The sequence below is a fragment of the Hoeflea sp. AS60 genome (assembly GCF_038900115.1).
Lineage (GTDB): Bacteria > Pseudomonadota > Alphaproteobacteria > Rhizobiales > Rhizobiaceae > Hoeflea.
In genome coordinates this window covers 638,455-660,837 of record NZ_JBBMQP010000001.1, presented here as the reverse complement: position 1 = coordinate 660,837, position 22,383 = coordinate 638,455, and the positions used below count along the sequence as shown (strand labels likewise).

Here is a 22,383-nt window from a genome sequence, read left to right as displayed (position 1 = left end):
CGGACGCTAGCCCTTCGCCTCGTCCTCATCCTCTTCCGGCAGCGCGTGGCGTTGCATCAGCGGCAGTTGCATCAGGGTGAAGACGATCGATAGGGGCATGTTGCCCCAGACCTTGAAGGCGATCCAGAAATCGGTCGAGAAGTTGCGCCAGATCACCTCGTTGACGACCGCCATCGCGAGGAAGAACAGGCCCCAGCGAAGGTTGAGGATACGCCAGCCTTCCGCAGTGAGGCGGAAGGCAGAATCAAACACGTAGCCGAGGAATGATTTTCCGAACAGCATGCCGCCGAGCAGGATCACGCCAAACATGGTGTTGATGATGGTCGGCTTGACCTTGATGAAGGTTTCGTCCTGCAGCCACAGCGTCAGCGCGCCGAAAACCAGCACCACCGCGCCCGACAGCAGCGGCATGATCGGCAATGTCCGGGTCAGCGCCCACGAGACACTCAGCGCCACGGCTGTGGCGATCATGAAGCAGGCGGTGCCGACGAAGATCGGACCGCCGATATTGGACAGGAACGGCACCCGCTCTGCGATCCAGTCGCCGCGCGCATTGGCGAAGAAAAACACCATCAGCGGCCCGATCTCGAGAGCCATCTTGAGCAGCGGATTGATCTTCTTGCGCCCCGGGTCACCGGGATCGCGTTCAAAGATCTGGATGTCTTCATCGCCGTTCTGGGGATCAGACGGCCGGGAGCCGGTCCGGTTGCTGTCGCTCATTTCAGGTCTCCGGCCGGCTGTCCGGCAATGGCGGCGGCAAAATCTGCCGCTTCAAAGGGTTCGAGATCGTCTACACCCTCGCCGACGCCGACGAAATAGACCGGCAGCTTGTGTTTGGCGGCGATGGCGACAAGGATGCCGCCGCGCGCGGTGCCGTCGAGCTTGGTCATCACCAGGCCGTTGACGCCGGCGACATTCCGGAAAATCTCGACCTGGTTGAGCGCATTCTGGCCCGTGGTGGCATCGAGTGTCTGCAGCACCGTGTGCGGAGCATCCGGATCGAGCTTGCCGATGACGCGAACCACCTTGGCGAGCTCGTCCATCAGCTCGGTGCGGTTCTGCAAACGCCCGGCGGTGTCGATGATCAGAACATCTGCGCCGTCTGCGCGGGCGGTCTCGAAGGCCTCATAGGCAAGACCCGCGGCATCGGCGCCAAGCTTGGTCGAGACCACTTTCGAACCGGTGCGATCGCCCCAGATCTTGAGCTGCTCGATGGCGGCTGCGCGGAACGTGTCGCCCGCGGCAAGCGTCACCTTCAGCCCACCGGAGCTCAGCTTGGCTGCGAGCTTGCCGATGGTGGTGGTCTTGCCGGTGCCGTTGACGCCGACCACAAGAATGACATGCGGCTTGTGGCTTAGATCCAGTTCAAGTGGTTTGGCCACTGGACCCAGTACCCTGGTGATTTCGTCGGCCATCACCTTCTGCACTTCAGCGGGTGAAATGTCCTTGCCGTAGCGGGTCGCCGACAGCGCGTCGGTGATCCTGAGCGCGGTCTCGACGCCGAGATCGGCCTGCAGCAGGATGTCTTCGAGCTCTTCGAGCGTTTCCTCATCGAGCTTGCGCTTGGTGAAAATGCCGGAGATCTGGCCGGTCAGCTGACCTGACGTGCGCGACAGGCCCTGGCGCAGTCGCTGCCACCAGTTGCCGCGTTGTTCTTCGATGGGCTCCGGATTCTGAATGGGTTCCGCCTCGGACACCGTGTCGCGGACCACCATTTTTCGGGGCGCAGGGGGGGCGGGTTGTTCCGGGGCGGGCGGCGTTGCCGGATCAGAGGTCAGCTCGTCTGGCGTTACCTGCTCTTCCTCCGCGGCTTCGGCGCTCTCGGCTTCAGAAGACATCGCTGGCTCGCCGGAAAGCTCCTCGGTCGAAGGAGCCGGCGTTGCGGGCATATTGCTGACTGCCGTTTCCGGAGTGAACTGCATCGCTCCGTCGTCCTGCGGCAGGGACATACCGTCCTGTCCAGTGGGTGTCTCGGATTCTGGCGCGGTTGGCTCCGGCAGAACCTGTGTTGACGGGTCGGCGGTAAGCTCGTCCGGCGTTTTTCCTTCGTCAATGGCGTCGTTGCGGTGCTCGACGGTGACTTCATCCGGCGCGGTCGTCGCGGTTTCGGAGGCGTTGGCATCGGCCTTGCCGGTGGGGATCGGCGGCTCGCCGGCATGCTCCTCGTCCTGTGGAGCCGGCGTTGCGAGCTCATCGCTGACTGTCGTTTCCGGGGTGAACTGCATTTCGCCGTCGCTGGGGAACGCCTGTTCGGACGTTGCGGCATCGGCTGCAAAGGGTGCTCCGACGGCTTGTTCAGGCGATGTCTGATCTACCGTTTTCGGCTGAGGCGCGTCTTCCTTGTCTTTCCCGAAGGAGAAAACCTTTTTGATGAAGTTAAACGCCATGCGGGTTCGGTGCCTTTTTCATATCAGCCTGCGGCGAAGTCTGCCGTTTGCATTTGTTGCGTCGCCGCGGCAAGAACGTCGCCGGTCAGGTGATCTGCGGTACGACCATTGACCCTTACCAGAGCCATCTGGCCCCGTGGCGCGTCGGGCGCAACCACCGGGGTGAAATTTTCTGTCCGCGCGGTGCCGGAAAACTCGACCAGAACCGAATGGGTTTCGCCTGCTGCCGCCATTGCGGAGAGGTGGGCATCATAGGCCTGTTCGCCACGATCTCTCAACCGCGCTGCGCGCTCCTTTATCAACCTGCGGTCAAGCTGCGGCATGCGCGAGGCCGGTGTGCCAGCGCGGGGCGAGTAGGGGAAGACGTGCAGAAACGTTAGGCCGCATTCCTCGACGATGTCGAGTGAGCGGGCAAACATCTCATCAGTTTCGGTCGGGAAGCCTGCAATCAGGTCGGCGCCGAAGGCAAATCCGGGCCGCAGATCGCGCACCTTGCGGCAGAATTCAATTGCGTCAGCGCGGCCATGACGGCGCTTCATGCGCTTGAGGATCAGGTCGTCGCCATGCTGCAGCGACAGGTGGAGATGCGGCATGAACCGCGGCTCAGTCGCAATCAGGTCCATCAACGCGTCATCAACTTCGATTGAATCAATCGAGGAGAGCCGCAGCCTTTTGAGGTCGGGCACCTGCCTGAGGATGGTGGCAGCCAGTGTTCCGAGCGTCGGGCTGCCGGGCAGGTCGGCGCCGTAGCTTGTGGCATCGACACCGGTGATCACCGCTTCCTGGTAGCCGTTGTCGACCAGCTTCGCGATCTGCTCGACGACTGCCCCCATCGGCACCGAGCGGGAATTGCCGCGGCCAAAGGGAATGACGCAGAAGGTGCAGCGGTGGTCGCAACCGTTTTGAACCTGCACAAAGGCACGGGCCTGGCCGGCAATGGCCTCGATCATCTGCGGTGCGGTCTCGCGCACGGACATGATGTCGTTGACGCGTATCTTCTCGGTCTCGGAGACGCCAAAATCGGGAAGTTTTTGGTAGGTAGAGACACGTGCCTTGTCGTCATTGCCGATAACCGCGTCGACCTCGTCCATGGCGGCGAAGGTCTCGGGCTCGGTCTGGGCGGCGCAGCCCGACACCACGATGCGGGCGTTCGGGTTGTCGCGCCGGGCCCGGCGGATGGTCTGGCGCGCTTGGCGCACCGCGTCTGCGGTCACCGCGCAGGTGTTGACCAGAATGGCGTTGTTGAGGCCGGCGGTTTCGGCCGCCTTGCGCATGGTCTCCGATTCATAGGTGTTGAGCCGGCATCCGAGGGTGAGTACGCGAACGCCGCTCACGCAACCACCTCATCAGCCTGCCAATCTCCTGTCAGCGGATCAACCTGGCCGGAAAATTCCCATTCCGCCGGGCCGGTCATGATCACATGGTTATCGGCGCGCCATTCGATCAGCAGCGGCCCGCCAGGCACATTGACGGTAACCGTGCGCCCGGTGCGGGCCGTGCGGGCAGCGCACACACCCGCAGCACAAGCGGCGGATCCGCAGGCGCGGGTGAGGCCGACGCCGCGTTCCCAGGTTCTCAGGTCCAGCGTCTTGTCATCTATCACCCGGGCGATCGAGATATTGGCGCGTTCGGGGAAAATCGGATGGTTTTCGAGCAGCGGGCCGAAGCGTTCCAGATCATAGGACCACACGTCTTGCTTGACCCAGAAGATGGCGTGCGGATTGCCAATCGACATCACCGAGGGTGAATGCAGAACCGGCGCCTCGATCGGACCAATCTGCAACTCGATCCGGGTGGTGTCGTGAAACTCCTCGGCGAGCGGGATCTTGTCCCAGGCAAATTCCGGCCGGCCCATGTCGACTGAAATCGTGCCGTCGGCATGTTCTTCGGCGGTCAGGATCCCGGCCAGCGTCTTGAAGGTGAAGCTCTTGCGGCCTGTTTCCGAGGCCAGCGCCTGCACCACGCATCTTGTGCCGTTGCCGCAGGCCTGGGCGCGGCTGCCGTCACGATTGAGGATATCGATGCGGTAATCGACCCCGTCGAGATCGATGTCATGGATTGCCATGATCTGGTCAAAGCCGGTGCGGCTTCCGGCCGCAAGCGTGATCGCTGCTTCCGGAGTCACGATGTCCCGGCGGCCGCGCATGTCGATGACGACAATGTCGTTGCCCAGTCCGTTCATCTTGGCAAAAGGAACCGTCGATCCCATCGCATGCACCCGTTGTTGTTCGGGGCCTATATGGCCGAAAACCTGTCCGATTACCAGTGCGGGAGGGGCGGGCTATCCCGGTCAGGTGGTGAGTGGCAAATCCCAGGCTTCGCCGACATGCAGCGGCCGGAAACGGTCCTTGGCGACGCCTTTCTCGGCCAGCTTGGCCTGAAGCAGGTCCGCAGGCGCATCACGGCCTTCATCGGTCAGCTGGAACGTGCCCCAGTGATGGCCCAGCGCGTAGTCGGCACCTGACATCAGGAAGCCGTCGATCGCCTCGTCCGGGTCCTGGTGCTGGTCTTTCATGAACCAGCGCGGCTCATAGGCGCCGACGGGCAGGATGGCTGCGCGGAACTTGCCGTGTCGTTCTTTGGCATTGGTGTAGGGCCTGCCCTTGTCGAAACCGGTGTCGCCGATATGCAGGATCTTGCCGCCCGGGGTCTCGATCACGAAAGCTGCCCAAAGCGCCATCGAACGGTCGTTCATGCCGCGCGCCGACCAATGGTGACAGGGCTCGAAATGGATAGTCGCGGGGCCGGACTGGATCGACTCGCCCCAATCCGCTGTCTTCACCCGCATCATCGGGGCCTGCGCCTTGATGATGGCGTCATTGCCGAGCGGCGTGATCACAAGCGGATCATGGGCCTGCTCAAGCCGCGCCATGGTGACGAGATCGAGATGGTCGTAATGATTGTGCGAAAGCAGGACCAGGTCGATCTTCGGCAGGTCCTCAAAGGCAATGCCCGGCGCCGTAACCCGCTTCGGCCCGGCAAATGACAGCGGACTGGCGCGCTCGGACCAGACAGGGTCGGTCAGGATGTTCAGCCCTGCGGTCTGGATCAGCATGGTGGCGTGGCCGACCATGGTGATGCGCAAGCGGTCGCCCTCGATCTGTGGCTCCGGCCGGTTGGGCGCAAAGGGGCTCTTTACGGTCGCTGGCCAGCTTGCCTGCTTGCCACCCAGCTTCCATCTCAACACATCGGTGAAACCCTTTGGATCCGCGCCATCGGGATTGAAAAACCGCACCCCGTCGAAATGATCGCTGACCGGACCCGAGTGATATCGGTTGGAATTTCTGGCTACAGCCATGGCGGTCCCCGATGCGCCAAGGCCCAACAAGGCGGCGAGCGCTGAAAATTTGAGAAAGGAGCGACGTTTCATGACATCAAATATGGTGGGGTTGCGGGAGGGATCAAGAGAAAATGGTTGCGGAGGGCGGGGCCAGCTATCCGAAGACTGGCGCAACCTGGCTTCATTCTGTGGTTATTGTTGCGGACAAGCGATCCTTTTTCTGGTTGAAAGCATCGCCTTGACCGTTGCGGGACAAGGGATTGGCCAATTTACAGGCAGGTCTGTGCCGCGCTCCGCACTGGGTGATTTGTCGCCAACCTGCATCATTTGTTTCTCCGCGTTGCGCTGCCGCCCGCTTGCCGGGCCGAATCCGATCGTTGGCAAGTTATTGTGGTGCGTGGCAAAACTTCATTAGGGAAACACGGGTACTGAATTATCGGGGGTGTAATGACAGCGCGTGGCAAGCCCGCTCGGCCATCGTGTTTGAAGGATTGATGATGAGCTTTTCGACACCGATCCTTTTTGTGATCGCGATGCTTGCGATTCTCGTGGTCGGACGAATCATCACGTCGCCGGCAGCGCCGGGCCGAGTCGCCTTCGCAATGGCAGCCGTGGCCTCGATCTGGTGGATCGCCATGGTGGTGCTTCGCCTCAACAGTGTGGATCTGTCGGACAAGATTCTGTTCAGCAGGCTCGCCTGGTTTGGTGTTATTGCCACACCGCTATTCTGGTCGGCAGGATTTCTAGATCATGCAGGCTTCAGCCAGGTCACAAGACGGCTGCCGATCACCGTCATTTTCCTGATCAGTGGGCTCGCAGGCTTCGCCGCCCTGACGGATGGCTATCATCACTGGATATATACCGGCGTTATCAGCGAACAACGGCCAACCTTCTCCCACGGGCGACTGTTTTATGTGCTCTTGGGGGGGATGTATCTGAGCATGCTCCTTGCCTGCCTGATGTCGATTTCCCAATTGAAGTACGCTGCCCGTCTGCACAGGCGTCAAATGATTGCGCTCTTGTTGGCAACATGTGCCCCCTGGGCGTGCAACGCGGCTTTCAACCTGTTTGGGTTCCGGCTCTTCGACGACGATCCGACTCCGTTTGCTTTCGCTGCGACCGTGCTGGCCGTGCTTTTTGCGCAACAGCGTGGAAAGCTGTTCATCGCACCACCCATCGCCCGGGATGTGATTGTCTCGATTTTGCCGGACCCGATCGTGGTGCTTGAACCGAGCGGTCTGGTTCTCGAGATCAATCCTGCGGCGGAGAAACTGACTGGATTCAGCGCCGATACCGTCGGCACGATACTTCCGCCATCCCATCCGCTGATGGGTTTTGTCGGCACAGATGCGCAGACAGAGGCCGCAAAGCCGATGGTTCACTTCGAGACCATGGAGAAGACTTTCGAGGTGTCCGTCCAGCCCTTGGAGCAATGGGGCCGGAAAGGCAGCGTGATGCTTGTGTTGCGCAACGTCACCGCGCGTGAAGCAGCGCAGAAAAGCCTCTCGGATGCCGGGGAGGCGCTGAAACTGCGCCTTGAGGAAAACATGCGCCTGCAAGAACAGCTGGAGCAGCAGGCTTTTCGCGATCACCTAACCGGCCTGTTCAACCGCCGTCACGCCAGCACGGTTATCCCGCCTGTGATTTCGAGCGCGAACGATGACACACCGGTGTCGCTTGTCCTGCTGGATCTCGACTACTTCAAGCAGGTCAACGATCGGTACGGCCACGATGTCGGGGACAAGGTCCTGTCGACTTTCGCAATGATCCTCAGCGACAGCTTGCAAGGCGCGGAAATGGCGTTTCGCTATGGCGGCGAGGAATTCCTCGTCGTGCTGCCGGCCACGACCCGCGATCAGGCGCTCGAACGATGCACAATGTGGCGGCACGAACTGGCCACCCACAAGATTGGCGAGATGCAGTATGCCGCCTTGTCCTTCTCTGCCGGCATTGCCCTCGCGCCTGAGGCAGGAACTTCGCTTGAGGAGTGCACGAAGGCGGCTGACGTTGCGCTTTACCGGGCCAAGATTTCCGGGCGCAATAGGGACATCGTCTGGGGTGAGCATCTCGGCGGCTTGGCCGGGGAAGAACCTGCCGTGAGCGGCAATGCAGGCGACCGCCGCGTAACCAGGGGCAGGGCCGGGGGCAGACTGTAAGGCAGTATTGTCTCGGCTCGGGTCTTGGCGCCTCGAAGTGCTCTGAAAAACCACGCGGAGGGCAAAGAAGACACTTGCATTTGCATGCAAAGCCTGTTGAATACGCCTCACCACAGGGGTGCCGCGTAGAGCCGCGGCTGAGATGTTGGCGCCATGCCAACGGACCCTCGAAGCTGATCTGGATAATGCCAGCGTAGCAAGGAGGAACCAAGATGTTCGCAGGCGCGCAAGTATCCCTTTACCCCATGACCGACGGGTTCGTGGACGTCATCCTGTCGTCACTCTCGGCGCTCGATCCCTATCGGGATCGTCTCAGGATCGAGACAGATGACATCTCGACGCTGATTGTCGGGCCCCCTGAAGTTCTGTTTCCGGCGCTGCGCGATCTCTATGTCGCCGCGGCCGGCACACGGGCTCATGTCGTGCTCAGGGCAACGCTGTCGCGCGGATGCCCCGGCGAGCCGGATGATCCGATCTGCCAGACCAATGCTCTCGCCAATCCGTCCGAACCGCTCAGCTTACGCCAGACTGCGGCGCATGCGGCTCTGGCGGAAGCACCACAGACCGGAGAAGTGGCCCGGGCGCAGTTCTCGCTCTATGTGATGGGTGCGGGCGACCACATGGCCGAGATCATGGGCTGCATCGATTTTCTCAAGACCAGCGGCACATTCGACCGATCCAAGAATTTCTGCACCCGGCTCAAAGGCGATTCGGGCGCGGTGTTTGCCACCCTGCGGGAGGCGTTCTGTCGCTTCGGGCCGCCCGAAGGCCATGTCACCATTGATCTGACTGTTTCAGCCAACAGCCCTTCGATCAGCTGATCCCATGGCTCGATCTCCGTCCGGCATGCCGGCGGTCAGGCTCTTGCAGAGCCTGCCGGCTATCCTCAGTGTTGCGGCTGCTCTTGCAGTATGGGAGATCTATGTCCGGCTTTCGGGCATATCTGCGCTGGTGCTGCCTGCGCCGTCGCGGGTGGCAGATCAGATCGTGGTCAACCGCGATCTGTTGTGGGCCAACACGCTGCCCACGCTGCAAGCGACGCTGACAGGCTTTGCCTTCTCGCTGACCGTCGCTTTCGTTCTCTCGCTGCTGATCGACTTCATGCCAAGGCTCAGGCGGGCGCTGTTTCCGGTCTTCGTCATTAGCCAGACCCTGCCTCTGGTGGCGATCGCGCCGCTGGTGGTGCTCTGGTTCGGCTTCGGGTTGACGCCAAAGATCCTGCTGGTAGCGCTGGTCACATTCTTTCCGATGCTGGTGGCGCTGGTAGATGGCTACGACTCCACCGAACCCGAAATCGAGGCGCTGCTTGGCTCCATGGGCGCCTCGCGGCTCAGCATCTTCCGCCGCGCCCGGTTTCCCTCGGCCATGCCCTATTTCTTTGCCGGCCTTCGAATCTCGATCACCTATGCGGTGGTGGCGGCGATCTTTGCCGAATATGTCGGAGCGCGCGCAGGCCTTGGAATCGTCATTCTCAATGCCAAGAACAGTTTTCGCCCGGACCTGATGCTGGCGGCTGTGGTGATCAGTTCAGTGCTGACGCTCGCGCTGTTTGGCGCAACCGCGCTGCTTCAATGGTTCGTCTTGCGTTGGCGCCATGCGGGGACTTCGCCATGACCGTGCTCACCATCAGCAATGTCGGCCTCACACTTGGCGGCACGGCGGTGCTCGACGATATCTCTCTGCATGTCGCGGATGGTGAGTTCGTGTCGATCCTTGGGCCCTCCGGCTCGGGCAAATCCAGCCTGTTCCGGCTGCTGACCGGCGCGCTCAAGCCTGATCGCGGCGAGATCCGGATCAATGGCGACCAGCTTTCGCGCAATTCGCAGGCTTTTGCTTTCATGCCGCAACGCGATGCGCTGATGCCGTGGCGGCGGATCATCGACAATGTCATCCTCGGGCTCGAGGTGCAGGGTATGGATCGGGCGCAGGCGCGCGCCAAAGTCTTGCCGCTGTTTGCAACCTTCGGCCTTGCCGGGTTCGAGCATCATTACCCGGCGCAATTGTCCGGCGGCATGCGCCAGCGCGCGGCGCTGATGCGCACCATCGTGCAGGACCGGCCGATCCAGTTGCTTGATGAGCCTTTCGGCGCGCTCGATGCCCTCACCCGGACCGAGATGCAGCGCTGGCTTGAGCGCCGCTGGCAAGAATCGCGCTGGACCACGCTTCTGGTCACTCATGATGTGCGCGAAGCAGTGGCGCTGTCAGACCGGATCTATGTCTTCTCGCCCCGCCCCGCCCGCATAATCGCAGAATTCACCGTGCCCGGACCGCGTCCGCGTCTCGGCCGGACCTTGCCCCCTGAGGCCATCCGTCTCGAGGCAGACCTTCTCGACACGCTTCTCACCCAAACCGGAGATTGATCATGAAGACAGTGCTTGCAGCCATTTTGCTTCTCGCGGCTACGCCCGCGCTCGCCGCCGAGAAACTCACCGTGGCGCTCGACTGGACGCCCAACACCAACCATGTCGGGCTTTACGTCGCTCAGTCGAAAGGCTGGTTCAGGGAGGCCGGGCTAGAGGTCGAGATACTGCCCTACACCGACACCTCGTCAGGCACGCTCGTGTCGACAGGCGTGGCTGAGTTTGGAATCCTCAGCGCCGTCAGCTTCCACAGCCAGCGCGCGATGGGCGCGGACATGAGGGCGGTGATGGCGGTCGTTCAGCACGAAACCGGGCGTCTGGTGTTCAACGGAAATCGCGACGACATTCAGCGCCCTGCCGATCTCGACGGGAAGATCTATGCCGGTTTCGGCAGCGCATGGGAAAACGCGCTGATCGGCTCGATCATCCGGTTTGATGGCGGCAAGGGCACATTCGACACGGTGACGCTCGGCACCTCGGCCTATGAGGCCTTGGCCAACGGTTCGGTCGATTTCACGCTCGAGGTCAGCACCTGGGAAGGCGTTAATTCGGAACTGCTCGGCCGGCCTCAACGCGCCTTTTCCTATGCCGATTATGGCGTGCCGGACCAGCACACCACATTTTTGGGCGGCAACGCCACCTGGCTTGCCGCCAACGCGGAGACCGCCGGCGCCTTCGTCAAGGCTGCCCAGCGCGGCTATGCCTTTGCTGCCGACAACCCGGACGCCGCAGCGGACATCCTGATTGCCGAAACCGGCGGCATGCTGTCCAACCCCGAGCTGGTCCATGCCTCGATGAAGGCGCTGGTTGATGGCGGATACCTCCGCGATGCAAACGAGCCGGTCGGCCTGATCGATTCCGGCCTGATCGACGGGATCACCGGTTTCCTTTTCAAAGCGGGCATGCTGCGGGATGCCAATGGCGATGCGCTCAAAGAAATGCCGGATGTCTCGGGCTGGTATACCAACGCCTATCTCGCCCGGTAAGAGCGCAGAACCACCGAAGCCGCTTCGGCGGTTTCGGTCATGGCGCAAGTCTTCCAGCAGGAAAAAGTTGACCGTGGTGCCGGTGCATGCAACCCCGAAGGGCGCGAGATCGTTGATCGCTTATTCTGCTAAAGGACACCCTCATGACGACCGACCAGATCCTGCTGTTCTGTATCCTGATCGCCCTGTTCGGAATGCTGGTCTGGGGCCGTATCCGTTATGATCTCGTTGCCTTTGTGGCGTTGCTGGTCACGGTGATCGCAGGGTTGATCCCGCCCGACGAGGCGTTTCACGGCTTCGGCCATCCCGCCGTCGTCATCATCGCGCTCGTGCTGATCGTCTCACGCGGGCTGATGAATTCCGGTGCCGTCGAGTTCATCGCCCGATTTGTCACCAACCCCGACCGGGCCATGTCGACCCATATCGGCATCATGGCCGTCGTCGGTGCGGTGCTGTCGGCGATCATCAACAATGTTGCAGCGCTGGCGCTGTTGCTGTCGCTGGATATGGATGCGGCGCGCAAGGCCAAGCGGGCGGTTTCGCTGACGCTGATGCCGCTTTCCTTCGGCACCATTCTCGGTGGCATGATCACGCTCATCGGCACCCCGCCCAACATCGTCATCGCCCAATACCGGCAGGATGTGCTGGGCGAGCCGTTCTCGATGTTTGATTTCACCCCCGTGGGCGTTGCAGTCGCCATTGCCGGCATTGCCTATGTCTCGTTCATTGGCTGGCGGCTGATTCCGGCCCGGCCGGATTCGATATCGCTTGAGGGGGACGCAGGCCTTTATGTCGCTGAAGCCCGGGTCAAGGAAGGCTCGAAGTCGATCGGCATGGCGGTTTCGGAACTTTATCCGGTGGCCGAGGAAAATGACGTCGCCATTCTGGGCCTTGCCCGCCAGGGCAAACGACTGCCCGGCCTGTCGCAGTCCCGCGAAATCCGCGAGGGCGATTTTCTGGTTCTTGAAGGCGACCCGAAGCAGATCGAGGCTTTCATGGGCGCCGGTGAACTCGACGCCATCGGCGTTGACGAGGATGACAGCCTGATGGGCAAATCGCTGAGCCTGGTCGAGGCCATCGTGCCGGAAGATGCCTCTGTCGTTGGCCGCACCATGCTTGGCCTGCGGTTGATCCAGCGGCACGGGGTTACCCTGCTCGGCGTGTCCCGACAAGGCACCAGGTTCCGTGAGCGCGTCGGCCGGCTGACGATCAAGGCCGGTGACCTGCTTCTGTTGATCGGACCTGACGAGAACATCGCCGCCGCCAGCAATTGGCTCGGCGTGCTGCCGCTCGAAAACCGCAGGCTTGAAGTGCTGCAGCGAACCAAGGCGCTGATGGCGATCGGCATTTTTGCAGCTGCGGTCCTGCTGTCCGTGCTGGGACTGGCGTCGCTCGCCATCTCGCTCGGGCTCTGTGTGGTGGCCTATCTTGGCTTGGGCATCATCGGCGGACGCGATTTTTATGCGCTGATCCAGTGGAAAGTGATCGTGCTGCTCGCTTGCCTGATCCCCGTCGCAGGCGCGCTGGAGGAGACCGGCGGCAGCCAGCTGATTGCGAACCTCATCGTCACCCAGACCGCCAACCTGCCCGCCTGGGGCGTGCTGGCGGTGCTGATGATCATCACCATGACACTGTCGGACTTCCTCAACAATGTCGCGACCGCCCTGATCGCCGCCCCCATCGCCGTCAGCGTCGCGGGCTCCATCGGCGCCAGCCCGGACCCGTTCCTGATGGGCGTCGCGGTAGCCGCCTCCTGCGCCTTCCTCACCCCCATCGGCCACAAGAACAACACCATCATCATGGGCCCCGGCAACTACCGCTTCGGCGACTACTGGCGCATGGGCCTGATACTGGAAGTGCTGGTGATCGTGGTTGCAGTGCCGATGATTGCGTGGGTCTGGCCGTTTTAGAGGGGCGGGAGGCTCAATCTCGGCACATCCCGCACTCTCATCCGGATTGGCGAAGCTGTTAAAGCGAGCCCTGTTGTGTCGCCAAAAACGTGATGGCCGCGAAGAAGCAGGCGGAGGCAGCGATGACAAATCCATGCCAGATTGCGTTTGCGAATTTCATCGTCTTGGACGCATGGAAAACCACGCCAACGGTGTAGAGTAATCCGCCGGCGAGAATATAGGCAAATGGCAGTTCTGCCCATGATGTCCACACCAGGATGATGCTCATCCAGCCCATGACCAGATAAAGCAGCGGGCCAAAGCGGCCGGGCGTGCTCCAGAATACGAGCTTCAGCGTCATGCCGATGATCGCCATGGCCCAGACAATTCCAAGGACAACATAGGCCAGACCGCCGCCAATCATGACGACCAGAGGCGTATAGGTGCCTGCGATTTTCAGATAGATCGCCGCATGATCGATCCGGCGCAGAACCGGCCGAATGCTTTCCCACGGAGTCATGTGATAAAACGCCGAGGCCGTGAAGGTGGCAATCAGCGTGACCGCATAGATCGCCACTGCCGCAATTTCCCAGGGCGAAGCGACTTCGGCGGACCACACCAGCAAAAGAACGGCCCCAAGCAACGACCCGGTGACGCCGATGGCATGCATGCTGCCGTCAGCAATGCGCTCTGAACGTGTGTAGGTGGGATACATTCTTTGCCTTCAATTTCCTTAGTGACACCAGATGAATGCCGCACATGCGTGCAAGCTTATGGAAAAAGGTACTGAAAGTCGTCCCACCCGTAGAGCTGTTTGGGATGGCAGATTGTCACGGTGCGTTCGAGAACCTTCCTGCTACAATCTTGAAGGCAAGAGCGCGTCCCATTCCGTTCGTGTGAGCTCGTACCAGACCTCACCGTGTTCGCTACCCGGAATGGGATTGGGAAAGTCGACATTGACCGTGCGGCTGTAATGCATGCCGATCTTCTCCATCACACGGCGTGACGCGTGGTTCGCAGCCATCGTGGTCGCCTTGACACTTTGGTAGCCGCCGCTTTCGAACCCCCAGCTGATCAAAGCCAAAGAGCCTTCCGGCGCCAGCCTCTGACCCCAGTCCATCCGGCGCAGACGATAGCCGATCTCGGCCGATTCCGGGCTCTCCGGCCACAAGCAGAACCAACCGACGAAGGCACTATTTGCGGTCCGGCGCGCCGTCCAGACGTGCGGCTCGGTTCCCCGGGGCATGAGGAAGTTCGCGTCTGGATCACTCTCTTCATGGTCGATGGCGTGTCCGCCATTGAGAAAGCGCATGACCTCCGGATCGCGCTCAAGCGCGATGAAATCAGCCCGATCGGTCGGGCTGCAAGGACTGAGCGTTAGATGCCTGGTTTGCAACACGGCCATTTTCGAAACTCGATTGGTCTGTTCGTAGCGCCTTATTACGCTACATCGGGTCAAATGCGGTCACAAGTGTACGCCAAATTTACCTCAACAAGAGACCACCGAAAATTCGAGTTTTTCCTTTCAGATGCTGCCTTCTTGGCAAGGCAGAGCTGATCCAACTGTGAATCAACGTTGATTTCCCGTCCATTCAGGCGTATTTATATGCGTATAACGGAGTTTCTCTGATGGAGCGGAACAGTCCGCAGATCATCCGGCGTCTGGAGAAGGACGGGTTCGAGCTGGTCAAGGTCAGCGGCTCCCACCACAAGTTCAGGAAGGACGGGGAGACCGTGACGGTGCCGCATCCAAAGAAGGATCTGCCGACCGGCACTGTTCGCGCCATTTACAAGCAGGCCGGCTGGCTTGACTGACGAAGAGGTTTTCATGCGTCATTATATCGGTGTCGTTCATCAGGAAGGGAACAGCGCGTTCGGGGTTCATTTCCCCGATGTTCCGGGCTGCTTCTCCGCCGCTGACGAGCTTGACGATCTGCTCACTAGTGCCAGCGAGGCGCTGGCCCTGCATCTCGAGGGCGAACCACTGCCCGAAGCGCGGTCGCTGGAAGCGGTTCGCGATGACGCCGAGGTGGCACGTGATCTCAAGGACGGAGCGTTTCTGCTCGCCGTGCCGGTGATCCGACTTTCCGGACGCACCACAAAGGCCAATATCACCATGGATGCCGGGTTGCTGGCCGCAGTGGATGCGACGGCTCGCGAACGCGGCCTCACCCGCTCAGCGTTCCTCGCCGATCTGGCGCGCCGCGAAATCGCAGGCTGAACCCCGCCTTTCGCCCTCCAACCTTGACTCCGCCACGCTTTTCCTGTTTATCCCGCTCAAATCTGCGACGAGCATGACTCCGAGCCGCCGACCGGGACCCTTATTGGTATAAATCGATCCCGGAGGTCACCACCCGACAGCGCGATGCGCCCTCGGGTGTTGTTTGGCTTTGGGTAATGCCCGCCCCATATGGGCTGGAGACATCTTCAGCAAAAACAGGACGACCCTATGTTTGACACTCTCCAGGACCGGCTTGGCTCCATCCTCAACAATCTGACCGGGCGCGGCGCCCTGTCGGAGAAGGATGTGTCGGAAGCCATGCGCGAGGTTCGCCGCGCGCTGCTGGAGGCCGACGTGGCGCTGGAAGTGGTGCGCGGTTTCACCGACCGGGTGCGTGAAAAGGCCGTTGGCGCCGAGATCGTCAAATCGATCAAGCCTGGCCAGATGGTGGTCAAGCTGGTTCATGACGAGCTGGTGGCGCTGCTGGGCGACGAAGGCGTTGCGATCGATCTCAATGCCACTGCACCTGTCGTCATCATGATGGTCGGCCTGCAGGGTTCGGGTAAAACCACGACATCGGCCAAGATTGCCGCGCGGCTGGAAAAGCGCGACCGCAAGAAGGTCTTGATGGCCTCGCTCGATACCCGCCGCCCGGCGGCGCAGGAGCAGCTCAGGCAATTGGGCGAGCAGACCGGCGTCGCCACACTGCCGATCATCGCCGGCCAGTCGCCCACCGATATTGCCGCGCGCGCGGTTCAGGCGGCCAAGCTCGGCGGCCATGACGTGGTCATTCTCGACACCGCCGGCCGTACGCATATCGATGAGCCGCTGATGGCCGAAATGGCCGAGATCAAGAAGCGCGCCAATCCGCATGAAATCCTGCTGGTCGCCGACGCGCTGACCGGTCAGGACGCCGTCAATCTGGCGCGCAATTTCGATGAGCGTGTGGGCATTTCCGGCCTGGTGCTGACCCGCATGGACGGCGACGGCCGCGGAGGTGCGGCTCTGTCAATGCGTGCTGTCACCGGCAAGCCGATCAAGCTGATCGGTACCGGCGAAAAGATGGACGCGCTCGAGGAATTCCATCCCCGCCGTGTCGCCGACCGCATCCTCGGCATGGGCGACATTGTCAGCCTGGTCGAGAAGGCGGCAGAGAATTTCGACGCCGAAAAGGCGCAGGTGATGGCTGCCCGGATGAAATCCGGCAAGTTCGATCTCAACGATCTGGCCGATCAGCTTGGCCAGATGCAGAAGCTCGGCGGCATGGGTGGCATCATGGGCATGATGCCCGGCATGGGCAAGATGAAGGACCAGATGTCTGCGGCCGGCATGGACGACAAGACGTTTGCCCGCCAGCTCGCCATCATCGGCTCGATGACCAAGGCAGAGCGCGCCAATCCTGATCTGCTCAAGCATTCGCGCAAGAAGCGCATCGCAGCCGGCTCTGGCACCGATGCGGCGGCCATCAACAAGCTTCTCAAGATGCACCGGCAGATGGCCGACATGATGAAAGCCATGGGCGGCAAGGGCAAGGGCGGCGGCATGATGCGCGCGGCCATGGGCGGTCTCGCTTCCAAGATGGGCCTGCCTGGCGGCATGGGTGGAATGGGCGGCATGCCGGATCTGTCGAAGATGGATCCGAAGCAGCTCGAAGCCCTGCAGAAGCAGGCCGAGGCCGCCGGTCTTGGCAAGGGTGGCATGCCTGGCCTGGGTGGCGTTATGCCAGGTGGATTGCCAGGTGGTTTACCAGGTCTGGGCGGACCGAAGCTGCCTGGTCTTCCCGGCCTGCCTAAGAAGAAGTGAGGGCGGACATGAGCACTAACACTGAGGCCATGGCGCAATTGAAGGAATTCCGTCGTTCGATCGACAATTTCGACGCGGCGCTGATCCATATCCTTGCCGAACGCTTCCGCGTGACCAAGGCCGTCGGCGCACTCAAGGCATCTGCCGATCTGCCGCCGTCCGATCCCAACCGCGAAGCCGAGCAGGTTGCTCGCCTGCGCGATCTGGCGAAATCAGCAGATCTCGATCCGGATTTTGCCGAAAAGTTTCTCGAATTCGTCATTCGCGAAGTCATCCAGCATCACAAGCAGGCGGCCGCGAAATGACCACTCTGATCTGGCGCTGACCGGCGCCCGAAGACTTTCAACCAACCAATCAACACACTTGTTAAAACGAAGGAAAAGAAAATGGGATTGAAAATTCGTCTGGCCCGCGGTGGCTCCAAGAAGCGTCCTTACTACCACGTTGTTGTTGCTGACGTGCGCAGCCCGCGCGACGGCCGCTTCCTCGAGCGCCTTGGTTACTGGAACCCGATGCTGGCCAAGGACGACGCCGCTCGCGTCGAACTCAACCAGGAACGCATCCAGCATTGGCTCGACCACGGCGCACTGCCGACCGACCGCGTTGCCCGTTTCATGGCTGAAGCCGGCATGATGACCCGCGAAGCCCGCTCAAACCCGAACAAGGCCCTGCCCGGCAAGAAGGCGCAGGAACGCCTCGCCGAGAAGAAGCAGAAGGAAGAGGATGCCGCAGCCGCTGCCGAACAGGCCAAGGCCGACGCCGCAGCCGCAGCCGCAGCCCCTGCTGAAGCACCTGCCGAAGAAGCAGCTGCAGAATAATCTGAACAGCGTTTCGCTCATCCCGGCGGATGGGCGTCTTGCGCTATCGTGCGGGCGGCTTGATGCCGCCCGTTTCGCATTGGTCTTCACCAAAGCATGCCATGTTCAAATCGCCCGATTTGAACGATAAGGTACATGCATCGTTTTAGAGGGTCACAGCGATCCTGGCGCATCCGACCAGATGCGCGGCGCTGTTGCGGAGTTGTCCATGACCAAGCTTGAACATCCCATTCTCATCGGCATCGTCGGCGCGGCGCAGGGGCTTCGTGGTGAAGTCCGCGTCAAGCCGTTCACCGAAGACCCGATGGCGCTGGCTGAATACGGCGCGCTCTACACCGAGGATGGCCGCCGGCTCGAGGTTCTCGATCACCGCATCGCCAAGACCGTTGTCGTGGTGCGGTTTCGCGGCATCAATGACCGCAACGCCGCCGAGGCTCTCAAGGGTCTCAACCTGTTCATCGACCGCTCGAGCCTGATCGACGAGGATCTGGAAGAGGGCGAATATTTCCATGCCGACCTCGAAGGGCTTGAAGCCTGGGATGCGGACGGGCGGTTCTGGGGAACTGTGTCGGGCGTGCTCGATTTCGGCGGCGGCGACCTTCTGGAGCTGCGCGACGAAGGTGCCAAGCCGGTGGTGATCCCGTTCACGCTGGCTGCCGTTCCCAATGTCGATCTTGAAGCCGGCCGTATCCTGGTCGATCCGCTGGCGGCCGGTCTGATCAGCACCGGCGAGAACGAGGGTGACGAGGGCGATGAGGGCGAGGGCCCTCAGGCATGAGCTTCCGCGCCACGGTGCTGACGCTTTATCCCGAAATGTTTCCTGGTCATCTCGGCGTGTCACTGGCGGGCCGGGCGCTTGAGCGCGGTGATGCGCAGATCGAGCCGGTCAATATCCGCGATTTTGCCACCGACAAGCACCGCTCGGTTGACGATACACCTGCGGGTGGCGGCGCCGGTATGGTGCTCAAGCCAGATGTTCTGGCAGCGGCAATAGATGCGGTCAGCCTGGAGGGTGACACGCGTCCACGATTGCTGATGAGTCCGCGCGGGCGCCCGCTGACGCAACAACGGGTTCGGGAGCTCGCAGAAGGCCCCGGCGCGGTGATCGTCTGCGGCCGTTTCGAGGGCGTTGACCAGCGGTTGATCGAGGCGCGTGAGCTGGAGGAAATCTCGATCGGCGATTACGTGCTTTCGGGCGGCGAACCGGCGGCCTTGATCCTGCTTGATGCGGTTATCCGGGTGCTGCCCGGTGTGATGGGCAATGCGTCATCCGGCACCCATGAAAGCTTCGAGACCGGGATGCTTGAACACCCGCACTACACGCGGCCGCAGGTGTTCGAGGATCGCGAGATTCCGGCCGTGCTGACCTCGGGCAACCACAAGGCCATCGACGAGTGGCGACAGGCGCAGTCGCTGGAGTTGACGCGAAAGCGGCGTCCGGATCTGCTCGACCCCGAAGCCTGAGCCGGAAGAGCAGGCCAGGGATCAGCTGGTGAAATAATACCAGCTCAACAGCAGGCCGACGCCAACCACCAACGCCCGGATTACTGCTTGCGGCACCCGCCGCGCCATCCAGACCCCGGCGTAGCCACCGAGAGCGCCGCCCGGAATCATGATGACGGCGGGAAGCCATGCGACGACCCCGCCACTCGAGAACACCACGATCGCGATGAAGGCGATGATCACGGCGATGAAATTCTTCAGCGCATTGAGCTTGTGGTAATCGCCGCCCTTGGTCAGTCCCAGCACGGCCAGCATCATGATGCCCATGCCGGCGCCGAAGAAGCCGCCATAGATCGCGGTTGCAAACTGGGCCAGCTTGCCCGGCAGGGTGATCGGCTGTTCGGGCTGCAGTGTCTTGGGGCGAAGATAGGGTCCGGCGGCAAAGACCAGTGTGGCACCCAGCAGCAGCCACGGCACCAGCGAGCGGAACGAGGGGTTGGACATCGACACCAGGATCAGTGCGCCGACGAGACTGCCTGCCAGTGACAGGCCCGCCAGCACCCAGGCCTCGCGCCCGGCCTCTCGGATTTCGGTCCGATAGGCCAGCGCCGAGGTGACGTAGCCCGGAAACTGGGTCACCGAGGAGGTGGCGTTGGCCATGATCGGCGGCACGCCGACCAGCGTCAGGGCACCGAAAGTCAGGAATGTGCCGCCGCCAGCAATGGCATTGACCGCGCTTGACAGAAAACCGGCACTGAAAAGCAGCAAGACTTCGGAAATGGACATGGCGCGCCGGATCAGAATGGAACAGACGCTGCTTAAACCACCCCGGGGTCCTGCATTCAAGAGCAAGCCAGGGTTTGTTGGACCTGCCGCACTGCAACGTGGCCTGGTTTGCATGGTATCAAGCCCCGTTACCGGTCGCAGCCCGGGCAAGGGCAGAGAGCCGCCAACAAAATCGCCGCTCGGGGCGTGACAAAACAGTATCGATGGTGTATCTCGCCCGCGATCGGCAAAGTCCGACAGCCGTGCAAACAGCGGCGCCTGCCAAACAATGAATGGTGAACACGCTCCTGCCTTCACCGGCATAGCCTGGAGGATGATCCCAAAAGGGACATACCAAACCGGCGACCGCGAGCGCTCTGACCGTTTGAGAAGAAAGAAAGGTCTAGGACCATGAACATTATTGCCCAGCTGGAGGCCGAACAGGCCGCCAAGATCGAAGCAGTCCGCAAGTTTCCTGAATTCTCCGCCGGTGACACCCTTCGCGTCCAGGTGCGTGTGACGGAAGGCAAGCGGACCCGTCTGCAGGCTTTCGAAGGCGTTTGCATCGCCCGCGCCGGCGCCGGCCTGAACGAAAGCTTCACCGTTCGCAAGATCTCCTACGGCGAAGGCGTGGAACGCGTGTTCCCGATGTACTCGCCTATCGTAGAAGCCGTTGAAGTGGTCCGCCGCGGTAAGGTCCGTCGCGCCAAGCTTTACTACATGCGCGATCGTCGCGGTAAGTCGGCTCGTATCGTCGAGGATACCGGCACCCGCGCTCGCAAGCTCAACGATGCCGAGCGTCAGGCCGTGGCCGAGCAGAAGGCACATCTTGAGGCCGAAAAGGTCGCAGCAGCACAGGCTCTGGCCGCCGAAAAGGCAGCAGCAGAAGCCGCTGAAGCAGCAGCAGCAAAGGCAGCAGCCGATGAAGCAGCCGCCGCTGAAGCCGCAGCACCTGCTGAAGAAGCAAAGAGCGAATAAGCCGCTCCATCATGATTTGATGATCCTTCGGGATCAGACAAAAAGCGCCGGTCACCCGGCGCTTTTTTTGCGTTGAGGCGCCGGCAGATGGTCAAGGACCGGGTAGCGAACGCCTGCGGTTGACGCAGCACCGCGGATGCCGTCCGCCAATCATTCAAATCCGCAAGCTCGATTTAATCTTCTGCTAATCCGGATCGGCGACAATCTGCGCCTATATGGACGCGCATTTGCACGAGGCAGGATCCGGATGACGATTTCTTCGATGATGAACACCGCACTGTCGGGCATGCGTACCGAGCAGAACCGCATGACGACTGCAGCCAACAACATCGCAAATTCCGGCCCTGGTTCGGCAACTGAAACCGACGCCGAAATCAACCTCGCCTCCGAGATGCTCGACGTCATGTCAGCCGAAACCAACTACAAGGCCAACGCCTTCGTGCTCGAAGCCGGCGCCGACCTCTGGGACGTGCTGATGACCGTCAAGCGGGACTGAGGCGGAGATTTGCCGGTACCTCATTGCGCCTGTCTGTCACCACGCTCACCGTCGTCATCCTCGGGCTTGACCCGAGGACCCATAGCCAAGCCCTCATGATCCCTCACCACAGCTCGTAATACAAATCCCGCCAATCAGGGTTGAAGCTTTGGATCAGGTCGATCTTCCACTGACGGTACCAGCGCTTGAGCGATTTCTCCCGCTGGATGGCGTCGGCAATGTCGAAGTACTCCTCATACCAGACCAGCTGCCGGCAACCGTATTTCGAGGCAAATCCGGGCGTCTGCGCCTCCCGATGTTCATAAATCCGGCGCTCGAGATCGGACGTTACGCCGATGTAGAGCGTCCCGCGCATATGGTTGGTGACGATGTAAACATATCCCGTCATGCGGGAAATCTGCGCAATTTTGGATCCTCGGGTCAATACTTGCGCTATCCATCGTCCGGCACCACACTCTCCGTCGTCATCCTCGGGCTTGACCCGAGGACCCATAACCAGACCGAAAGCCCATGCATGTTTGGCTCTGGATCCTCGGGTCAAGCCCGAGGATGACGAAGAGATATCGTACCAAGGAACGGCCTCCAGAGCGGCAATGATTGTGGCGAAACACCTCCATCCCACCAAAATCCCCCCGCTTTTTCCACACCCTCCACACCCATGCCATACTCCTTGCGCTCCCGCTGCCGGATGGATCGCGAACGCTTCGGTTCAGGTGGGAGGAAGGCCTCTCGGGGTTTGTCGTAACGTGCGGCAGGCATCGAGGGGAGGTGGAGACCAGCGTGGCTCCGTCGGCGGACTTG

The 22,383-nt window shown here is 61.3% G+C and carries 25 protein-coding genes and 1 riboswitch; of the genes, 16 read left to right on the top strand and 9 right to left on the bottom strand.

Features of this window, described 5'->3' with window-relative positions; translation table 11 throughout:
* Positions 1 to 6: 6 nt before the first annotated feature.
* From WNZ14_RS03105 to WNZ14_RS03085, 5 genes are all read right to left on the bottom strand, one after another.
* Positions 7 to 720, bottom strand: coding sequence for a septation protein A (locus WNZ14_RS03105; protein ID WP_342867139.1), 714 nt, complete (start codon positions 718 to 720; stop codon positions 7 to 9).
* Entirely contained in the window at positions 717 to 2,387 is a 1,671-nt protein-coding gene (gene ftsY, locus WNZ14_RS03100) for a signal recognition particle-docking protein FtsY (protein ID WP_342867138.1), read from the bottom strand. Before ftsY ends, WNZ14_RS03105 begins: the two co-directional genes overlap by 4 nt.
* Positions 2,388 to 2,410: 23 nt before the next feature.
* Positions 2,411 to 3,721: a tRNA (N(6)-L-threonylcarbamoyladenosine(37)-C(2))-methylthiotransferase MtaB gene (gene mtaB / locus WNZ14_RS03095; protein ID WP_342867137.1), complete on the bottom strand. Its 1,311-nt coding sequence runs from the start codon at positions 3,719 to 3,721 to the stop codon at positions 2,411 to 2,413.
* On the bottom strand, positions 3,718 to 4,596 hold the full coding sequence (gene dapF / locus WNZ14_RS03090) for a diaminopimelate epimerase (protein ID WP_342867136.1): 879 nt from the start codon (positions 4,594 to 4,596) through the stop codon (positions 3,718 to 3,720). Before dapF ends, mtaB begins: the two co-directional genes overlap by 4 nt.
* Before the next feature lie 81 nt (positions 4,597 to 4,677).
* Positions 4,678 to 5,757: an MBL fold metallo-hydrolase gene (locus tag WNZ14_RS03085; protein ID WP_342867135.1), complete on the bottom strand. Its 1,080-nt coding sequence runs from the start codon at positions 5,755 to 5,757 to the stop codon at positions 4,678 to 4,680.
* Here WNZ14_RS03085 and WNZ14_RS03080 point away from each other — a divergent pair.
* The 7 genes from WNZ14_RS03080 (at position 5,756) to WNZ14_RS03050 (ending at position 13,079) form a co-directional block, all read left to right on the top strand.
* Complete coding sequence (locus tag WNZ14_RS03080) at positions 5,756 to 6,082, top strand: hypothetical protein (RefSeq protein ID WP_342867134.1); 327 nt, start codon at positions 5,756 to 5,758, stop codon at positions 6,080 to 6,082. The genes WNZ14_RS03085 and WNZ14_RS03080 overlap by 2 nt on opposite strands.
* 82 nt (positions 6,083 to 6,164) lie before the next feature.
* Entirely contained in the window at positions 6,165 to 7,823 is a 1,659-nt protein-coding gene (locus WNZ14_RS03075) for a diguanylate cyclase (protein WP_342867133.1), read from the top strand.
* A 104-nt stretch (positions 7,824 to 7,927) separates the two neighbouring features.
* Positions 7,928 to 8,041: riboswitch (TPP riboswitch) on the top strand.
* A complete protein-coding gene (locus WNZ14_RS03070; RefSeq protein ID WP_342867132.1) occupies positions 8,036 to 8,644 on the top strand; it encodes a YkoF family thiamine/hydroxymethylpyrimidine-binding protein in 609 nt (202 codons plus the stop codon). It overlaps the preceding riboswitch by 6 nt.
* A 4-nt stretch (positions 8,645 to 8,648) precedes the next feature.
* On the top strand, positions 8,649 to 9,437 hold the full coding sequence (locus WNZ14_RS03065; RefSeq protein ID WP_342867131.1) for an ABC transporter permease: 789 nt from the start codon (positions 8,649 to 8,651) through the stop codon (positions 9,435 to 9,437).
* Complete coding sequence (locus WNZ14_RS03060) at positions 9,434 to 10,183, top strand: ABC transporter ATP-binding protein (RefSeq protein WP_342867130.1); 750 nt, start codon at positions 9,434 to 9,436, stop codon at positions 10,181 to 10,183. Before WNZ14_RS03065 ends, WNZ14_RS03060 begins: the two co-directional genes overlap by 4 nt.
* 2 nt (positions 10,184 to 10,185) lie before the next feature.
* A complete protein-coding gene (locus WNZ14_RS03055; protein ID WP_342867129.1) occupies positions 10,186 to 11,169 on the top strand; it encodes an ABC transporter substrate-binding protein in 984 nt (327 codons plus the stop codon).
* Positions 11,170 to 11,312: 143 nt separating this feature from the next.
* The gene (locus WNZ14_RS03050) at positions 11,313 to 13,079 is read left to right on the top strand and encodes an SLC13 family permease (protein WP_342867128.1); all 1,767 of its coding nucleotides are present in this window, start codon (positions 11,313 to 11,315) and stop codon (positions 13,077 to 13,079) included.
* A gap of 58 nt (positions 13,080 to 13,137) precedes the next feature.
* Here the strand turns inward: WNZ14_RS03050 and WNZ14_RS03045 are convergent, their stop codons facing one another.
* Together WNZ14_RS03045 and WNZ14_RS03040 are read right to left on the bottom strand one after the other, a co-directional pair.
* A complete protein-coding gene (locus WNZ14_RS03045) occupies positions 13,138 to 13,773 on the bottom strand; it encodes a hemolysin III family protein (RefSeq protein ID WP_342867127.1) in 636 nt (211 codons plus the stop codon).
* A 141-nt stretch (positions 13,774 to 13,914) separates the two neighbouring features.
* Positions 13,915 to 14,463 (bottom strand): GNAT family N-acetyltransferase, encoded by a 549-nt coding sequence (locus WNZ14_RS03040; protein ID WP_342867126.1) that lies wholly within the window; start codon positions 14,461 to 14,463, stop codon positions 13,915 to 13,917.
* A 224-nt stretch (positions 14,464 to 14,687) separates the two neighbouring features.
* On the opposite strand from WNZ14_RS03040, the gene WNZ14_RS03035 reads away from it, so the two are divergent.
* The 7 genes from WNZ14_RS03035 (at position 14,688) to trmD (ending at position 19,364) form a co-directional block, all read left to right on the top strand.
* Complete coding sequence (locus WNZ14_RS03035; RefSeq protein WP_342867125.1) at positions 14,688 to 14,873, top strand: type II toxin-antitoxin system HicA family toxin; 186 nt, start codon at positions 14,688 to 14,690, stop codon at positions 14,871 to 14,873.
* A 13-nt stretch (positions 14,874 to 14,886) separates the two neighbouring features.
* Complete coding sequence (locus WNZ14_RS03030; protein ID WP_342867124.1) at positions 14,887 to 15,279, top strand: type II toxin-antitoxin system HicB family antitoxin; 393 nt, start codon at positions 14,887 to 14,889, stop codon at positions 15,277 to 15,279.
* Positions 15,280 to 15,507: 228 nt separating this feature from the next.
* Positions 15,508 to 17,082: a signal recognition particle protein gene (gene ffh, locus WNZ14_RS03025; protein ID WP_342867123.1), complete on the top strand. Its 1,575-nt coding sequence runs from the start codon at positions 15,508 to 15,510 to the stop codon at positions 17,080 to 17,082.
* A gap of 8 nt (positions 17,083 to 17,090) precedes the next feature.
* Complete coding sequence (locus tag WNZ14_RS03020) at positions 17,091 to 17,387, top strand: chorismate mutase (protein WP_342867122.1); 297 nt, start codon at positions 17,091 to 17,093, stop codon at positions 17,385 to 17,387.
* 81 nt (positions 17,388 to 17,468) lie between these two features.
* Entirely contained in the window at positions 17,469 to 17,900 is a 432-nt protein-coding gene (rpsP, locus tag WNZ14_RS03015) for a 30S ribosomal protein S16 (RefSeq protein ID WP_342867121.1), read from the top strand.
* Positions 17,901 to 18,108: 208 nt separating this feature from the next.
* A complete protein-coding gene (rimM, locus tag WNZ14_RS03010; protein WP_342867120.1) occupies positions 18,109 to 18,678 on the top strand; it encodes a ribosome maturation factor RimM in 570 nt (189 codons plus the stop codon).
* Positions 18,675 to 19,364 carry a tRNA (guanosine(37)-N1)-methyltransferase TrmD gene (gene trmD / locus WNZ14_RS03005; RefSeq protein WP_342867119.1) on the top strand — a complete coding sequence of 230 codons (690 nt, stop codon included), beginning with the start codon at positions 18,675 to 18,677 and terminating at the stop codon, positions 19,362 to 19,364. Before rimM ends, trmD begins: the two co-directional genes overlap by 4 nt.
* Positions 19,365 to 19,385: 21 nt before the next feature.
* On the opposite strand, the gene WNZ14_RS03000 is transcribed toward trmD, so the two are convergent.
* The gene (locus WNZ14_RS03000) at positions 19,386 to 20,129 is read right to left on the bottom strand and encodes a sulfite exporter TauE/SafE family protein (protein ID WP_342867118.1); all 744 of its coding nucleotides are present in this window, start codon (positions 20,127 to 20,129) and stop codon (positions 19,386 to 19,388) included.
* A 390-nt stretch (positions 20,130 to 20,519) separates the two neighbouring features.
* Between WNZ14_RS03000 and rplS the strand changes: the two genes are divergently transcribed.
* Together rplS and WNZ14_RS02990 are read left to right on the top strand one after the other, a co-directional pair.
* A complete protein-coding gene (gene rplS, locus WNZ14_RS02995) occupies positions 20,520 to 21,086 on the top strand; it encodes a 50S ribosomal protein L19 (RefSeq protein WP_342867117.1) in 567 nt (188 codons plus the stop codon).
* A gap of 247 nt (positions 21,087 to 21,333) precedes the next feature.
* Positions 21,334 to 21,582, top strand: coding sequence for a flagellar basal body protein (locus WNZ14_RS02990; RefSeq protein ID WP_342867116.1), 249 nt, complete (start codon positions 21,334 to 21,336; stop codon positions 21,580 to 21,582).
* 103 nt (positions 21,583 to 21,685) lie between these two features.
* On the opposite strand, the gene WNZ14_RS02985 is transcribed toward WNZ14_RS02990, so the two are convergent.
* Positions 21,686 to 21,970, bottom strand: coding sequence for a GIY-YIG nuclease family protein (locus tag WNZ14_RS02985; RefSeq protein WP_342867115.1), 285 nt, complete (start codon positions 21,968 to 21,970; stop codon positions 21,686 to 21,688).
* Between the last annotated feature and the right edge of the window lie 413 nt (positions 21,971 to 22,383).

Excerpts from the sequence above, each read along its gene's own strand:
- WNZ14_RS03105 (WP_342867139.1), bottom strand. The coding sequence starts at position 720 with ATGAGCGACAGCAACCGGACCGGCTCCCGGCCGTCTGATCCCCAGAAC.
- ftsY (WP_342867138.1), bottom strand. The coding sequence starts at position 2,387 with ATGGCGTTTAACTTCATCAAAAAGGTTTTCTCCTTCGGGAAAGACAAG.
- dapF (WP_342867136.1), bottom strand. The coding sequence starts at position 4,596 with ATGGGATCGACGGTTCCTTTTGCCAAGATGAACGGACTGGGCAACGAC.
- WNZ14_RS03080 (WP_342867134.1), top strand. The coding sequence starts at position 5,756 with ATGACATCAAATATGGTGGGGTTGCGGGAGGGATCAAGAGAAAATGGT.
- WNZ14_RS03085 (WP_342867135.1), bottom strand. The coding sequence starts at position 5,757 with ATGAAACGTCGCTCCTTTCTCAAATTTTCAGCGCTCGCCGCCTTGTTG.
- WNZ14_RS03075 (WP_342867133.1), top strand. The coding sequence starts at position 6,165 with ATGAGCTTTTCGACACCGATCCTTTTTGTGATCGCGATGCTTGCGATT.
- WNZ14_RS03070 (WP_342867132.1), top strand. The coding sequence starts at position 8,036 with ATGTTCGCAGGCGCGCAAGTATCCCTTTACCCCATGACCGACGGGTTC.
- WNZ14_RS03065 (WP_342867131.1), top strand. The coding sequence starts at position 8,649 with ATGGCTCGATCTCCGTCCGGCATGCCGGCGGTCAGGCTCTTGCAGAGC.
- WNZ14_RS03060 (WP_342867130.1), top strand. The coding sequence starts at position 9,434 with ATGACCGTGCTCACCATCAGCAATGTCGGCCTCACACTTGGCGGCACG.
- WNZ14_RS03055 (WP_342867129.1), top strand. The coding sequence starts at position 10,186 with ATGAAGACAGTGCTTGCAGCCATTTTGCTTCTCGCGGCTACGCCCGCG.
- WNZ14_RS03050 (WP_342867128.1), top strand. The coding sequence starts at position 11,313 with ATGACGACCGACCAGATCCTGCTGTTCTGTATCCTGATCGCCCTGTTC.
- WNZ14_RS03045 (WP_342867127.1), bottom strand. The coding sequence starts at position 13,773 with ATGTATCCCACCTACACACGTTCAGAGCGCATTGCTGACGGCAGCATG.
- WNZ14_RS03040 (WP_342867126.1), bottom strand. The coding sequence starts at position 14,463 with ATGGCCGTGTTGCAAACCAGGCATCTAACGCTCAGTCCTTGCAGCCCG.
- WNZ14_RS03035 (WP_342867125.1), top strand. The coding sequence starts at position 14,688 with ATGGAGCGGAACAGTCCGCAGATCATCCGGCGTCTGGAGAAGGACGGG.
- WNZ14_RS03030 (WP_342867124.1), top strand. The coding sequence starts at position 14,887 with ATGCGTCATTATATCGGTGTCGTTCATCAGGAAGGGAACAGCGCGTTC.
- ffh (WP_342867123.1), top strand. The coding sequence starts at position 15,508 with ATGTTTGACACTCTCCAGGACCGGCTTGGCTCCATCCTCAACAATCTG.
- WNZ14_RS03020 (WP_342867122.1), top strand. The coding sequence starts at position 17,091 with ATGAGCACTAACACTGAGGCCATGGCGCAATTGAAGGAATTCCGTCGT.
- rpsP (WP_342867121.1), top strand. The coding sequence starts at position 17,469 with ATGGGATTGAAAATTCGTCTGGCCCGCGGTGGCTCCAAGAAGCGTCCT.
- rimM (WP_342867120.1), top strand. The coding sequence starts at position 18,109 with ATGACCAAGCTTGAACATCCCATTCTCATCGGCATCGTCGGCGCGGCG.
- trmD (WP_342867119.1), top strand. The coding sequence starts at position 18,675 with ATGAGCTTCCGCGCCACGGTGCTGACGCTTTATCCCGAAATGTTTCCT.
- WNZ14_RS03000 (WP_342867118.1), bottom strand. The coding sequence starts at position 20,129 with ATGTCCATTTCCGAAGTCTTGCTGCTTTTCAGTGCCGGTTTTCTGTCA.
- rplS (WP_342867117.1), top strand. The coding sequence starts at position 20,520 with ATGAACATTATTGCCCAGCTGGAGGCCGAACAGGCCGCCAAGATCGAA.
- WNZ14_RS02990 (WP_342867116.1), top strand. The coding sequence starts at position 21,334 with ATGACGATTTCTTCGATGATGAACACCGCACTGTCGGGCATGCGTACC.
- WNZ14_RS02985 (WP_342867115.1), bottom strand. The coding sequence starts at position 21,970 with ATGACGGGATATGTTTACATCGTCACCAACCATATGCGCGGGACGCTC.